Annotated in this window: 12 protein-coding genes; 10 read left to right on the top strand and 2 right to left on the bottom strand. The window is 43.5% G+C overall.

What is annotated here, in order from left to right; genetic code table 11:
• The first annotated feature begins 368 nt into the window (after window positions 1-368).
• Together glyS and MSSIT_RS00415 are read left to right on the top strand one after the other, a co-directional pair.
• Window positions 369-2,210: a glycine--tRNA ligase gene (gene glyS, locus MSSIT_RS00420; protein ID WP_048169062.1), complete on the top strand. Its 1,842-nt coding sequence runs from the start codon at window positions 369-371 to the stop codon at window positions 2,208-2,210.
• Window positions 2,211-2,540: 330 nt separating this feature from the next.
• Window positions 2,541-5,000, top strand: a complete 2,460-nt coding sequence (locus MSSIT_RS00415; protein WP_052721750.1) for a DEAD/DEAH box helicase — start codon at window positions 2,541-2,543, stop codon at window positions 4,998-5,000.
• A gap of 313 nt (window positions 5,001-5,313) precedes the next feature.
• Here the strand turns inward: MSSIT_RS00415 and MSSIT_RS00410 are convergent, their stop codons facing one another.
• Window positions 5,314-5,496, bottom strand: coding sequence for a hypothetical protein (locus tag MSSIT_RS00410; RefSeq protein ID WP_048169053.1), 183 nt, complete (start codon window positions 5,494-5,496; stop codon window positions 5,314-5,316).
• Between the two features lie 75 nt (window positions 5,497-5,571).
• Between MSSIT_RS00410 and MSSIT_RS00405 the strand changes: the two genes are divergently transcribed.
• Window positions 5,572-5,793 (top strand): hypothetical protein, encoded by a 222-nt coding sequence (locus MSSIT_RS00405; protein ID WP_048169051.1) that lies wholly within the window; start codon window positions 5,572-5,574, stop codon window positions 5,791-5,793.
• A gap of 571 nt (window positions 5,794-6,364) precedes the next feature.
• On the opposite strand, the gene MSSIT_RS00400 is transcribed toward MSSIT_RS00405, so the two are convergent.
• A complete protein-coding gene (locus MSSIT_RS00400) occupies window positions 6,365-7,045 on the bottom strand; it encodes an Sjogren's syndrome/scleroderma autoantigen 1 family protein (protein WP_048169048.1) in 681 nt (226 codons plus the stop codon).
• Between the two features lie 246 nt (window positions 7,046-7,291).
• Here MSSIT_RS00400 and MSSIT_RS00395 point away from each other — a divergent pair, with 246 nt between their 5' ends.
• The 7 genes from MSSIT_RS00395 (at window position 7,292) to MSSIT_RS00370 (ending at window position 12,981) form a co-directional block, all read left to right on the top strand.
• The gene (locus MSSIT_RS00395; protein ID WP_048064806.1) at window positions 7,292-7,564 is read left to right on the top strand and encodes a UPF0147 family protein; all 273 of its coding nucleotides are present in this window, start codon (window positions 7,292-7,294) and stop codon (window positions 7,562-7,564) included.
• Complete coding sequence (locus MSSIT_RS22690; protein WP_048169046.1) at window positions 7,557-7,850, top strand: hypothetical protein; 294 nt, start codon at window positions 7,557-7,559, stop codon at window positions 7,848-7,850. The genes MSSIT_RS00395 and MSSIT_RS22690 overlap by 8 nt, the downstream gene beginning before the upstream one ends.
• Window positions 7,851-8,388: 538 nt before the next feature.
• Window positions 8,389-9,021 (top strand): translin family protein, encoded by a 633-nt coding sequence (locus MSSIT_RS00385; protein WP_048169044.1) that lies wholly within the window; start codon window positions 8,389-8,391, stop codon window positions 9,019-9,021.
• Window positions 9,022-9,433: 412 nt separating this feature from the next.
• Window positions 9,434-11,053, top strand: coding sequence for an O-phosphoserine--tRNA ligase (sepS, locus tag MSSIT_RS00380; RefSeq protein ID WP_048169042.1), 1,620 nt, complete (start codon window positions 9,434-9,436; stop codon window positions 11,051-11,053).
• 34 nt (window positions 11,054-11,087) lie between these two features.
• The gene (locus tag MSSIT_RS00375) at window positions 11,088-11,765 is read left to right on the top strand and encodes a DUF169 domain-containing protein (protein WP_048169040.1); all 678 of its coding nucleotides are present in this window, start codon (window positions 11,088-11,090) and stop codon (window positions 11,763-11,765) included.
• The gene (locus tag MSSIT_RS25585; RefSeq protein WP_156157221.1) at window positions 11,762-11,917 is read left to right on the top strand and encodes a hypothetical protein; all 156 of its coding nucleotides are present in this window, start codon (window positions 11,762-11,764) and stop codon (window positions 11,915-11,917) included. Before MSSIT_RS00375 ends, MSSIT_RS25585 begins: the two co-directional genes overlap by 4 nt.
• A gap of 185 nt (window positions 11,918-12,102) precedes the next feature.
• On the top strand, window positions 12,103-12,981 hold the full coding sequence (locus MSSIT_RS00370; RefSeq protein WP_231590236.1) for a helix-turn-helix transcriptional regulator: 879 nt from the start codon (window positions 12,103-12,105) through the stop codon (window positions 12,979-12,981).
• Window positions 12,982-13,344 lie beyond the last annotated feature (363 nt).

The following is a 13,344-nucleotide window of genomic DNA, read 5'->3' as shown; positions in this document are numbered from 1 at the left end:
AAAACGCACATGAAATTCTTCGAATAACAGGCACAAAAAGATGAAAGTACGCATGGACTTTCATACCAAAGAGAAAAAAACCAAAAAAATTTGCTTTTGGAATCCCATCAACATACCTTTCGATGTCGTACATATTAAATTTTATGAAATGATATTGATTAAGAATTTATCAAAACTTTCAGTTTGATTTTCCCGAGATATTGTTGTTCTCGAACTTTCTCCACAATCCTCTATCCCCTTCAACCCTCCCGTCGTCTCAGAGCAGTGCAAATTTAATATAATGATTCCCTTTATCCATAGTATTTCGGACAAATCAAAAATTCACAATTACCCTATATTCCCCGATCAATTTTACGAGGATTTATAAAATGGATAAATACGAGAAAGTATTCGAGCTGGCAAAACGCCGCGGCTTTTTATGGAACTCCTTTGAGCTGTATGGCGGAAGCCGCGGGTTTTATGATTACGGGCCGCTCGGGAGCACCCTGAAGAGGCGGATTGAGCAGGTCTGGAGAGAGTTTTACGTCATTCAGGAAGGGCATATGGAAATCGAGTGCCCGACAATAGGGATCGAGGACGTTTTTGTTGCATCCGGGCACGTTGGAGGCTTTTCGGACCCCCTGTGCGAGTGCAAAAAGTGCGGAGAAGCTTTCCGGGCTGACCATCTGGTGGAAAACGTCACGGATGCGGCAGGAACCCTGAGTGCAGAACAGCTCACAGAGGTCATAAAAGAAAAGGGGATCACCTGTCCCGAATGCGGTGGAGAGTTCAACGACGCTTATGAATTTAACCTGATGTTCAAGACCACAATCGGGCCCGGGACCGGGAGACAGGGCTACCTCAGGCCGGAAACGGCGCAGGGGATGTTCGTGGACTTCCAGAGGCTGTCCCGCTTCTACAGGGATAAGCTGCCTTTCGGGGCGGTGCAGATCGGCAAGTCTTACAGGAACGAGATTGCGCCAAGGCAGGGTGTGATAAGGCTCAGGGAATTCACCCAGGCGGAATGTGAACTCTTCGTTGACCCCAGGAACAAGAAACACTCCAACTTCGAGCGCTTCGCAGACAAAGAGCTCGTTCTTTATTCGCAGGCAGCCCAGCAAACGGGCGAACCTGTCAGGCTGACCGTGAGGGAAGCTGTGAAGAGCGGCGTCATTGCCCATGAGGTCCTTGGTTACAACATCGCGCTCACAAACGAGTTCCTGACAAAGGTTGGGATCGACCCCGCAAAACTCAGGTTCAGGCAGCACCTGAAAGACGAGATGGCACACTACGCAATCGACTGCTGGGACGCCGAGATCGAGACGGAACGCTTCGGCTGGGTAGAAATCGTGGGCGTCGCCGACAGAACGGACTACGACCTCAAAGCCCATGCAAGGGTCAGCAAGACCGACCTGTACGTTTATGTGGAATATGACGAACCTAAGATGGTTACCCGCTTTGTCGTAAAACCGAATATGGGCAAACTCGGCCCCCTCTTCAAGGGCAAAGCAAAAGCCGTTGCGGATGCCTTAAAACAGCTTTCCGAAGAAGAGCTCTCAAAAGACCAGATCAAGGTCACCGTGGACGGAGAAGAACTGACTGTCAGCCCGGACTTGGTGGACTTTGCCGAGGAGACCGTAAAAGTCAGCGGAGAAAACGTCGTTCCTCACGTGATTGAGCCTTCCTACGGGATAGACAGGATCTTCTACGGCGTAATGGAACATGCCTTTGACGAAGAAAACGTTGCCCAGAAGGCAGCCGAATCCGGTCTTAAAGGTGCAGGAGAAGCAGAAGGGACAGAGGATGCAGGAAAAGAGTCCGGAGAAGCAAAGAGTGAAAGTGAAGCCGAAGGCGAAGAAGAAGCCCGCCTTGTGATGCACTTCTCAAGCGCAGTAGCTCCCGTGCAGGTTGCAGTCCTCCCGCTCCTTACAAGAAAAGAGCTTGCAGACCCGGCAAAGGAGATTGTTGCAAAACTCAGGGAAAAGAACCTGCTTGTCAATTACGACGACTCCGGGACTATCGGGCGCCGCTACAGGAGAAACGATGAAATCGGGACTCCTTACTCGGTAACCGTGGACTATGACACCCTTCAGGACGGGACTGTCACAATCAGGGACAGGGACTCCATGCGCCAGGTCCGGGCTCCTGTCAACGGGATCGAAAACGTGCTCTATGAGCTGATCTACAGAGGCAGAAATTTCGAATCCGCAGGCAAACCCTTTAATTTCTAAAATTAAGGGTTAGGATCCTTTAAATTAAGGATCCTCCATATTCCTGAGCTGGGGGCTGAGAAGCCTACAGCAAAGTTTTTAATTTTTTATTACTTTTTTATAATTGAAATAAAGCCCTGAAACAAAACAACTTTGAAATGAAACAAAAAAGGGCAAAGCAAACAAGGCTGGAACAAAATAAAATCCTTGAAGTGGAATTAACCTTGAAGCGGAATTAACCTTGAAGCGGAATTAACCTTGAAGCGGAATAATCCTCAAACAAAATAAACCTGAAATAAACAAACCTGAATAGAAATGAAAGAAAATCTTTTTACTGAGAAACCGGCATGTATGAAGCATCCGTTGATTAAACCCGACACAGTTGAGCAGAGACTTTACCAGCTCAACCTTGCAGGAAAAGCCCTTGAAGGTTCAAGCCTTGTTGTGCTCCCTACAGGACTTGGAAAAACCATAATAGCTCTTTTTGTAATTGCTTCAAGGCTCCAGCGTTTCGGGGGAAAAGCCCTGATTCTTTCGCCTACAAAGCCCCTTGTAGACCAGCATGCTGCTTTTTTCAAAAAGGTGATGAACCTTCCCGAAGAAGAGATTCTGGCTTTTACAGGTAGCATCGCCCCTGCTGAGCGGGAAAAGCTCTGGGCGCAGGGAAAGCTGATAGTATCCACCCCGCAGGTGATTGAAAACGACCTTCTTACGAAAAGGATCAGCCTTGAGGACGTAAGCCACATCACCTTTGACGAAGCCCACAGGGCTGTTGGAAATTATGCTTATACTTTTATTGCGGAAAAGTACTTTGAGAGCGCAAAAAATCCCCATGTGCTCGGAATTACCGCAAGTCCGGGCAGCTCGGACGAGAAAATCGCAGAGGTCTGCCAGGCTTTGCATGTTGAAAACGTAGCCGTGAAAACCGAGAAAGACAGGGATGTCCGCCCTTATGTGCAGGAAAAAGAAATTGAGTGGCTTCAGGTCCAGCTCCCTGCCGAAATGGCTGAAATCCGGGGTTATCTGGAAAAGATCCTCGATGACCGACTCAGAATCATAAGGGATCTGGGTTTTTCCGCAGGCAGTGGAAAATATATCTCCAAAAAAGACCTCCTGCTTCTTCAGAAACAGCTCCAGGGAGAAATCCGTGTGGGAGGAGACCCTGCTATTTTCTCTGCCATGTCTGTGGTCGCCGAGATGATGAAGGTGAACCATGCAGTGGAAATGGTGGAGACACAGGGAATTGAAACTCTCAGGAAGTACCTCGAAAAACTGGATGCGGAAGCTTCCTCGAAAAGTGCGAGCAAGGCTTCAAAAAGGCTCATGGATGACCTTTACATGAGAAAAGCCCTGCACAGGGTAAAGGAATGCGATGTTGAACATCCCAAACTCGGGCTTGCCCGGAAAATAGTATCCGAACAGCTGAAAGAAAACCCCGATTCCAGAGTAATTGTGTTTACGAACTACAGGGACACTGCCGAAATAGTGGTAAATGCCCTTTCCGGGGTTTCCGGGATTATTCCGATCCGTTTCGTTGGCCAGGGTTCGCGCCATAAGGACAAAGGGCTTACGCAGAAGCAGCAGGCGGAAATCCTGGATAAGTTCAGGGCCGGAGAATACAATGTACTCGTAGCCACTTCAGTTGCTGAAGAAGGCCTTGATATCCCTGCAACGGACATGGTGTTATTTTACGAGCCCATACCCTCGGAAATCCGCAGCATCCAGCGTAAGGGCAGGACCGGCAGGCAGCAAAAAGGCCGGGTAATCGTGCTCGTGACAAAAGGTACGCGGGACGAAGCCTATTACTGGAGCAGCAAAAATAAGGAAAAAAGAATGCTTAACAGCATGCATGGGCTTGAAAGCGCCCTTACCCCAAAGGCTTCAAAGAAGAGCGCAGCGCTTTCGGATTTCGAAAACCTGCCCTGTACCTCAGACCCACAGTTGAAAACTGAAGAAATAGAAATTGAAAAAGAAGAAGAGGAGGAAGAAGGAGAAGGCTTCGAGAACAGAACAGATCTATACTCGGAAAAAGGATCATACCCGGAAACAGGCTCTGGTGGGAATGAACAGAATGAAGGAAATGAAAGAGTCAATATAAGTGCAAAAGAGAGGCAAAAAACCCTTGTGGATTTCGGAACCGCATCCGGAGACAATGCAAGTGAATCACTCAAAATAGTGATAGACCACAGGGAGACAAAAAGCGGGGTTGCAAAAACTCTGGACAGGCTCGGTATGGAACTCAGCTTTGTGGTTCTCGAAATAGGAGACTACGTGGTAAGCGACCGCCTTGCAGTAGAAAGAAAACGCACGGACGACTTTGTAAGTTCTCTGATCGACGGAAAAAGAAACCTTTTTTCCCAGCTCTCTGACCTTGCGCGGGTGTATGAAAAACCTGTTCTGATTATTGAAGGGGAAGACCTTTTCACTTCCAGGCAGATCAACCCTAACGCTATTTACGGCTCACTTGTATCCATTGCAATAGACTTTGGAGTATCCATCCTTTATTCCAGAGACGAGGCAGAAACAGCTTCTATTTTGAAAATACTCGCAAAGAGGGAGCAAACGGAAAACAAAAATGAAATCAATCCTCACGGGAAAAAATCTGCCAGCTCCCTTGCAGAACAGCAGGAATACCTTATTTCTTCTATTTCGAATATCGGGCCAAAAGCCGCAAGAAACCTCCTTTTGCATTTCGGCTCGGTAGAAGCTATTATGCGGGCTGATATTGAAGAGCTGAAGAAAGTAAAACTGATAGGACCAAAAACAGCAAACAGAATCAGAGAAATCCTCGAAAGCTCATATAAAGGATAAACAGGAAAAAGGCAAATTGCGGGGATGAGTAAGGGATATCATCATTTAAAGGCAAAACTGATTAAAGAGGGATATAAACAGATACAAAAGAATATAAAGAAATATAAAGGAAAATGAATAAAAAATAAATTTTCCCGAGATTCAGGCTGAAAAAGAACTATTATGGTTATAGGAGGATAGCTGGCAACAACATTTGAGGAAAACCGCATACTGTAAGCCTGAATAATAGTACTCAACCTGTAGCTCCGGGAAAAAAATCGTTTTTTAATGAGGAATCCCCGAGGGAATTCCCGCGAGAAAAAAACCTATCCCATCAGTACCTTTTGACGTTGCAGAATACTTTTTCCAGGTGCCGCCTGTGAACTGTACACTTTGGCTCAGGCAGTACACCAAGGAGAATGAAAACCCATCCCAGAGGGAAGAGAAGAATCATCGCCCCAAGCAACCTCAAAAAGGTAACCAGATACGAAAGCAGGTTTCTGTATATCTCTCGCATACTTTCATCACCTCTCAATATACGTTTATCGGGTAATAAAATATAAACACTCCTAAAAGAAATTTATGAAAAATCATGATAAATATGTTCATATCCAAAGTACCGATTTTCAAAAAAAAGGCAAGATTAATAACGAAAAATAATGATAAAAAAAATGTTTCTCCAGGAAACTTAGTGAGAGTTAACGGAGTTGAGGTTAAAACCGGTACCGTATGGAAAAGAAACATACTTTTTAAAAACAATGCTTCTGTAGAGATGGAAGTCAGAAAAGAGGATTCCTGTAATCAAAAAGCATAAAACTGTAATGAAAGATCAGGAAATATCGGAGAAATAAAAACTATTAGATATATAATAGATATATATTGGAATCATAATTAAAACGACCACATACAAATGGGAGAAATGCTTTGAATGAAGCCCAAAAAGCAAAATCAATATCAGTCGAAGTTTGCCGCAGGTATGAGGGAAAAAAGATGCATATCAAGACCGGAGTTTCCTGAGCAAAAGCTTCGGTTTTTCAGCTAGAATCCCACCAGTCAGGGCATATAAAACTTTTTAAGGACGAAAAAGGAACAGAAAAATCCAGATTCCTCAGGCAAATTTACAAAAAATCTGCTTTTTCCAGTTTTTACCCTGAAAATCGTCTTTTTTGTTCTTTTTACCTTCAAAAGCTTTTTTATGTCAACAAGTGTTAGTATAGCTTCTTATTCAGATTATCAGATATATATGCAATCATTTTTTCCTGACTTCCTCTTTCATTTGAGGTTTTTCGGCATATATTTAATCTCGCATATTTTTAGCGTTATTTCTACCCATTATTAACTTGAATTTATCGTTTAATTGCAGTTAATTCAAATTTATCGTTTATTTAAATCCGCCTCAACCGCTCTATCAGACCAATGCCTTTTTCAATCAACTCAAGCTGCTCGGCAATACTGCGCGGGTTCTTTTCATTCTGAAGGGAAGCTGCAATGCTGACCATCTTTTCAAAGAGAAGGTTTTCCAGTTCCTCACGCTCTCCATGAGCTGCAGAAACTATTGCCTGTTCTGTCCTTTTCTCTGCCCGAACCTCGGGAGCGGCCCGAACTCCGGGAACTGCACTTCTTGGGGTTTCAGCTTCATAAGAGGGTTTCGGAACCTCTTCTTCTGCAAACCGGAGGACTTTATCTTCTTCCTCTCCGATCTCCGGGGCTCTTTGCCTGAACCTCGTTTTAGGTCTGCGTGCCTGCACTTTCTTTCTGGCCTCAAAAGAAGACCTGTCTCGCTCAGCTGGAACTTTGTCCCTTTCAGTTGAAGATCTGTCTTGTTCAGGTGAAAGGTTGTCTCGCTCAGATGAAGGTATGGTTTCTGGAACCCGGACTTCTGCCGCAGGTTCTGGAGCCAGTGTTTCTTCTCCTTCTTCCCGGACGTCACAGATAGGGCAGATTACCGTACCCTGGTAACGAAATTTTGGGGCTCCGCAGACCTTGCAGTGTTCGGCAAGCATTGTGCCCCCGAGTTCCAGGAAACGGGCTATTCGCTTTACTTTTTTGTCTCTGTCAGAATCCATATGCCTAACCTTCCTTTTTGCACAGTTTTTGACTCATATTATAAGATTTCTCGTGTAGCTCCCTCTATATGAAACTACCTTTATCATGCGCAAACCGAAAAATGGGCTGTTTACAAAATCGCGAGGAGAAAACACTGAAACAATCGGTTTCACGGATTACCGATAATATTTTATATAACTAGCCTGTCTAACACTAATTTATTAGCTCTAATTTTTACATCATAATTGACTGCGAAGGTGATTCAAATGTCATCAAATGATTCAGCAGAAGTTATCAGACAATGTCTTCAGGTCCTTGACAGCATAACCAGTGACTCTTCAGTTCCAAGAAATATCAGGCGTTCTGTGAATGAAATCATGGATATCCTGAACAATGAATCCGAACCCCTGTTCCTTAGAGCAGCATCAAGCATTTCAATTCTAGAAGATATAAGCAACGACCCAAACCTCCCCCTGCACACAAGGACTCTGATATGGAACCTTTCAAGCCAGCTTGAAACCATTCCGGTAGATGAGTAAAACAAAACAAAAAAACAAAAAAACAAAAAAACAAAAAAACAAAAAAACAAAAAAACAAAAAAACAAAAAAACAAAAAAACAAAAAAACAAAACAAAAAACAAAAAAACAAAACAAAAAAACAAAAAAACAAAAAAACAAAACAAAAAAACAAAAAAACAAAACAAAAAAACAAAACAAAAAAACAAAAGAATTCTTCTTAATCCTGCAAAAAGGATTTTTTCCGAGAGTTCTTTAGAGAAAAAAGTTAGCCCCCGGAAAGAAAACACGCTCATATTCGTTCCTTGAGATGATTCTGTTAAAAGTTTCAAACTTTATCTGATTCTAAACTAAGAACTGCCGGGAAGCGACTTGGTAATGTTAATAGTCGTCTCCAGCTGATTTTAGGATTAATTCAAAGGATCAGGGATAAGATGAGGTAAAAACCTTTTTCACCTTTTTCTTTCTAACCTTAATTTATTTTATTTTAACTTCAAGTTACTTCGATTTTCCAGTATTTTTTTCGATTAAATTTCAAGTTAGCCCAGATTTTTCCCATCTAGAATTAAAATTCAGAGTTTGACCATAGCTTAGAAAGAAAACAAATATATAGAACTTATTCGCGAAAAAAAGTCAAAAAGAGGGATAAAAATATAAAGAACTTCAGAATCATTTTATACATCTTAAAAAAATCAGATATTTGATCAGGTAAGATAGATAAGACTACAGACAAGATAATCAGAAAAAATCAAAGAAAGAATACAATCTAAAGGGAATTCGGAAAGAATACAGCAGGTGGAAAACCAGTATCACAGAAATATGAAATACTTACAGGGGGGCAAAAGTAATGTTGGAGGAAATTTCTTTCCAGATAAGGGATAATTTTGAGACTAAAAATAAGATCAGGGAAGAAGGACTGAAAATTTCAAGGGAAATCGTCAGGGAATGCAGGACAGCAAGCTTTGCTCTGCACGGGAAAGACTTTGAAAAGGCAGATAGCAGCATAAATGCGGCTGGAAGAGCTTTGAAGAAACTTAAATCCCGGTTCAAAGGACATGCTGACATTTACCATGCCGGCTTTGTAGAACATGCCCAGCAGGAATATTCGGAAGTTGCAGTTCTCTACGGCCTATTAAAGGAAGAAGGAAAGATACAGAATCTTCCTTCCCCGGACGAACTGGGAGTCGAGTATGCCGCCTATCTTAACGGGCTTGGAGATTTGGTGGGGGAGCTCAGAAGACATGTCCTTGACCTCATAAGGGAAGAAGCCTTTGAAAAGGCCGAAGTATTTTTAGGGATCATGGAAAATATCCATGCAGTCCTTATGGACTTTGACTACCCTGACGCAATAACCGGCGGGCTCAGGCGAAAGACCGATATCTCCCGCTCCCTGATAGAAAAAACACGTGGAGATGTGGTAAACTCGATTCAACAGAAAAAACTTGAGCTTGCAATGAAGAGCCTGGAATCCAGGCTGTAAGACAATCAGAATGTAAGGCTACAAGTCTGTAAGAATATCAGAATGTAAGGCTACAAGTCTGTAAGAATATCAGAATGTAAGGCTACAAGTCTGTAAGAATGTCAGAATGTAAGGCTACGAGGTTGTAAGAATATCAGCCAGGAGACAATTTACCACTTCAGCACCCTGACAAAGCTTAAGGCTGAGAAAGAAAACTAGATAAATTTTACAATAACCATTAAAATCATTTACTATTCAGTGCAGTTACATTACAACTTAACGTGGTTAATTGCAATTCAGAACCACTACCTACCGCCCATTATCCGATGTACTCCAAAGGGCTGCCAGACAATTCGACATATTCATATAAATGATAAAACGGTAAGGGTCTGATAGATCCAGAATTCCAATAATCAGTTACAAGAGGATATCCATGAAATTCGATCCAGAAAAAATAAAAAAAAATGCAAAGGAGAATTTTGACCTTGCCTGGAACGAAGGTAAGAAAATGGTCAAAACCCCGACCCTTAACGAGCGCTACCCGAGAACCACCTTTAGGTACGGGAAAGCTCACCCTGTTTATGATACAATCCAGAAACTGAGAGAAGCCTATCTGCGCATGGGTTTCGAAGAGATGATGAACCCTCTTATAGTTGACGAAAAAGAGGTCCACAAGCAGTTCGGAAGCGAAGCCCTCGCAGTCCTTGACCGCTGTTTCTATCTTGCAGGGCTGCCCCGTCCGAATGTGGGGATTTCTGACGAGCGTATTGCACAGATAAACGGAATCCTGGGAGACATCGGGGACGAAGGCATAGACAAGGTCAGGAAAGTCCTTCATGCTTACAAAAAAGGGAAAGTCGAAGGTGACGACCTGGTGCCTGAAATCTCGGCATCCCTCGAAGTTTCGGATGCCCTTGTAGCCGATATGATTGAAAAGGTCTTTCCCGAATTCAAAGAGCTTGTAGCCCAGGCAAGCACAAAAACACTGCGCAGCCACATGACAAGCGGCTGGTTCATTTCCCTGGGTGCCCTCCTTGAGCGAAAAGAGCCGCCTTTCCACTTTTTCTCAATTGACCGCTGTTTCAGGCGGGAACAGCAGGAAGACGCTTCCAGGCTTATGACCTACTACTCGGCTTCCTGTGTTATTATGGACGAGGACGTGACCTTAGACCACGGAAAAGCCATTGCAGAAGGGCTTCTCTCCCAGTTTGGCTTTGAGAAGTTCCTCTTCAGGCCCGATGAAAAACGCAGCAAGTACTATGTGCCTGACACCCAGACCGAGGTCTTTGCCTTCCACCCTAAACTCGTGGGCTCGAACTCCAAGTACTCGGACGGCTGGATCGAGATTGCAACCTTCGGGATCTATTCCCCGACAGCCCTTGCAGAATACGACATCCCTTGCCCTGTCATGAACCTGGGGCTCGGAGTCGAAAGGCTTGCCATGATCCTGCATGACGCCCCAGACATCCGCTCCCTGACTTATCCGCAGATCCCCCAGTATTCCGAGTGGGAGATGTCGGACAGTGATCTTGCAAAACAGGTCTTTGTGGATAGGACCCCGGAAACCCTCAAAGGACAGGAAATTGCAGCAGCCGTGGTCGCCCAGTGCGAACTGCACGGGGAAGAGCCAAGCCCCTGTGAATTCCCTGCCTGGGAAGGAGAAGTTTGCGGAAGGAAAGTAAAAGTCTCCGTAATCGAGCCAGAAGAGAATACGAAACTCTGCGGGCCTGCTGCCTTCAACGAGGTCATTGCCTATCAGGGGGATATCCTTGGCATCCCGAACACGAAGAAGTGGCAGAAAGCCTTTGAGAACCACTCCGCAATGGCAGGCATCCGCTTCATAGAAGCTTTTGCCGCTCAGGCTGCCACGGAAATTGAAGAAGCTGCAATGTCCGGAGCAAAGGAACATATCGTCAGGGTCAGGATTGTCAAGGTCCCCTCGGAAGTCAATATCAAGATAGGCGCTACTGCCCAGCGTTATATCACGGGCAAAAACAAAAAAATAGATATGAGAGGCCCGATTTTCACGTCCGTAAAAGCGGAATTCGAGTGAAGCAGGCAGTAGAAACAGGAATGTGCTAACTGGAATGGATCGCATACAAAAAGAAATAGTACCGTTTTCATGGTGCCCGGAACTCAGGCAGTTGATGGAAACCGGAGAGCCTGTCTGTGTGAGCTTTAAAACGGATAAAAGAAGCGGAAAAGGAAGTGAAGAGCTTCCTGAAAAATCCGGCTTTCTTTTTTGCGAACTTGTGCAGAAAGCCCGTATGGGCGAGAAATTCCGGATTTCCGGACAGAGCTGTGCTCCCGGAGATTATGTCCTTGGGCTCTCTGAAAAAAGCCCTGCTGGATATTATCTTCAGTCCGGAAGGTACAGGGATATGCAGGCTGCGGAAAAGGCAGCCTTGTCCCTTCCAAGATTAAAGAGAAAATTTTGTTCCGTAGTGATAGAACCTCTGTCCCTTAACAGGGATACCTTTGATGTGCTAATCCTTTTCCTTAAACCTCAGGAAGCCATGCGCATTGTTCAGGCAAATGCCTATTCCGAAGGAGAAAGGACATTGATGGATACTACGGGAGCGGCTTCAATCTGCGGAGACTGCACCGCACTGGCTCTTGAAAGAGGCATAGGCTTATCTTTCGGGTGCAAAGGATCAAGAAAACACAGCGGATACGAAGATTTTGAAGTCCCTCTAGGGATTGATTTTGAAAAAATAGAAGAAATCGAGGAAGGGCTTTCAAAGCTTCCCGAAACAACGCAATGAAATATAGTAAGAGGCATTCGATAGAAAATGAAGAAATAAAAGAAAATGAAAAGATAAAAGAAAAGTACAGAAGAAACGTACTTTTCGACAACAATCAAGCAGAAAGAGATCTCAGGATGGGGGATTCAACAAAATATTTCGGGATGTTTTAGAACACCAAAAGGAGCGGTTACTTTCTGTAGAAACAGAGTATACATATCGACAATAATGAAAAATATGATGTCTGTAATTGACTCACTTTATGCGGTGCTTCAAAAAGAGCCACAAATACCTGAATAATTACAAAAATCGTTCAGAAAAAGGCTAAAAGATGCTTCAAAAACAAATTTAAAACCTTATGAACATAATTAGATGCGGTAAAAATATTATTTCAAAAAAAGCCTTTAACATTAAAGCCCTTGGATTACTGCTACTGCTCCTGAAAGTGAGAACAATGGATAAAATGCTGACAGACCTGCTCTTTATGTCCCAGAAAAGAAAGAACCTTTTGCTCCTTCTGAGGGACGGAGGGAAAACAATAGAGGAAATTACAGATACTCTTAATGTTACCCCGATGGGGATGCTCCCCCAAATAAAAAAATTAAAGGAAGAGTTACTGGTTTTACAGGATCAGAAGGAATACAGGCTTACCCCTCTGGCAGAAATTCTGGTCGAAAAAATGCAGCCTCTTCTTGATATTCTTGAGGTTATCGAGGAACATAAAGATTTCTGGCAGGAGCGAGACCTGAGCGGTTTGCCTCCAGCCTTTCTCGAAAGACTTAACGAATTAAAACCTTACTCTCTTACAAAACCCGACACCGATAAACTTTTTGAGACTCGTCCAGTATTTCTGGAAAACGTGGAGAAATCAAGAGACATACTTTCTCTGGCTTCGATATTCCACCCGGTATTTTCGGATACACTTCTGAGAACTGAGGACAAGGATGCCGAAATTACCCTTATAGTAACAAAAAGAATTTATGAAAGGCTGAGAACCGACTTTAAAAAAAAACTGGAACTTTACCTGAAACAGGAGAAAAAGCGGCTTTTTGTCTGCGATGACGAAGTAAAAATAGCTATGATGACAAAAACCGAACATTTCATGATGGCCGATTTCCTTACATGGAAAGGAGCTTATGACCGGGAGAGTATCATAAGCTTTGAACCTGCTCCTATAAAGTGGGCTGAAGACCTTATTCTCTATTATAGAGACCAGGCTCAGGAGATTAAGGGGTAAATCCTGGCAAAAGAATTATGAAGAGAAGGTTTGATCTTAACATAAATTATTCTGTCTCTTCTGTCTCGACAAGCTAAAAAATATCCCGATTTTTCTTTGTAGATGTTTCCGACTTTATATCCCGAAGTACTACGTTTTTTATAATCAAGAATCCTTAAACTGAACACCAGTCTGCATATACTGCTTTTCTTCAACAAGGTAGAACGATACTTCGGATAATGAATATTAACAGTACGTATAAAGAAAGGAGCATTGAAAACATTCTCCTTCAGCAGGTGAGACATCGAAAATACAACGATAAGATCTGGTTCCAAACTCCAGACCCATTTTTCCAGATTTTTACTGTCCCCTTTTAACTGAAAG

This window comes from Methanosarcina siciliae T4/M (assembly GCF_000970085.1).
GTDB lineage: Archaea > Halobacteriota > Methanosarcinia > Methanosarcinales > Methanosarcinaceae > Methanosarcina > Methanosarcina siciliae.
This window is presented reverse-complemented; position numbering and strand designations above follow the sequence as displayed.

Excerpts from the sequence above, each read along its gene's own strand:
- MSSIT_RS00395 (WP_048064806.1), top strand. The coding sequence starts at position 7,292 with ATGTCATCAAATGATTCAGCAGAAGTTATCAGACAATGTCTTCAGGTC.
- MSSIT_RS00375 (WP_048169040.1), top strand. The coding sequence starts at position 11,088 with ATGGATCGCATACAAAAAGAAATAGTACCGTTTTCATGGTGCCCGGAA.
- MSSIT_RS25585 (WP_156157221.1), top strand. The coding sequence starts at position 11,762 with ATGAAATATAGTAAGAGGCATTCGATAGAAAATGAAGAAATAAAAGAA.
- MSSIT_RS00410 (WP_048169053.1), bottom strand. The coding sequence starts at position 5,496 with ATGCGAGAGATATACAGAAACCTGCTTTCGTATCTGGTTACCTTTTTG.
- MSSIT_RS00400 (WP_048169048.1), bottom strand. The coding sequence starts at position 7,045 with ATGGATTCTGACAGAGACAAAAAAGTAAAGCGAATAGCCCGTTTCCTG.
- MSSIT_RS00370 (WP_231590236.1), top strand. The coding sequence starts at position 12,103 with ATGAACATAATTAGATGCGGTAAAAATATTATTTCAAAAAAAGCCTTT.
- MSSIT_RS22690 (WP_048169046.1), top strand. The coding sequence starts at position 7,557 with ATGAGTAAAACAAAACAAAAAAACAAAAAAACAAAAAAACAAAAAAAC.
- MSSIT_RS00415 (WP_052721750.1), top strand. The coding sequence starts at position 2,541 with ATGAAGCATCCGTTGATTAAACCCGACACAGTTGAGCAGAGACTTTAC.
- sepS (WP_048169042.1), top strand. The coding sequence starts at position 9,434 with ATGAAATTCGATCCAGAAAAAATAAAAAAAAATGCAAAGGAGAATTTT.
- MSSIT_RS00405 (WP_048169051.1), top strand. The coding sequence starts at position 5,572 with ATGATAAATATGTTCATATCCAAAGTACCGATTTTCAAAAAAAAGGCA.
- glyS (WP_048169062.1), top strand. The coding sequence starts at position 369 with ATGGATAAATACGAGAAAGTATTCGAGCTGGCAAAACGCCGCGGCTTT.
- MSSIT_RS00385 (WP_048169044.1), top strand. The coding sequence starts at position 8,389 with ATGTTGGAGGAAATTTCTTTCCAGATAAGGGATAATTTTGAGACTAAA.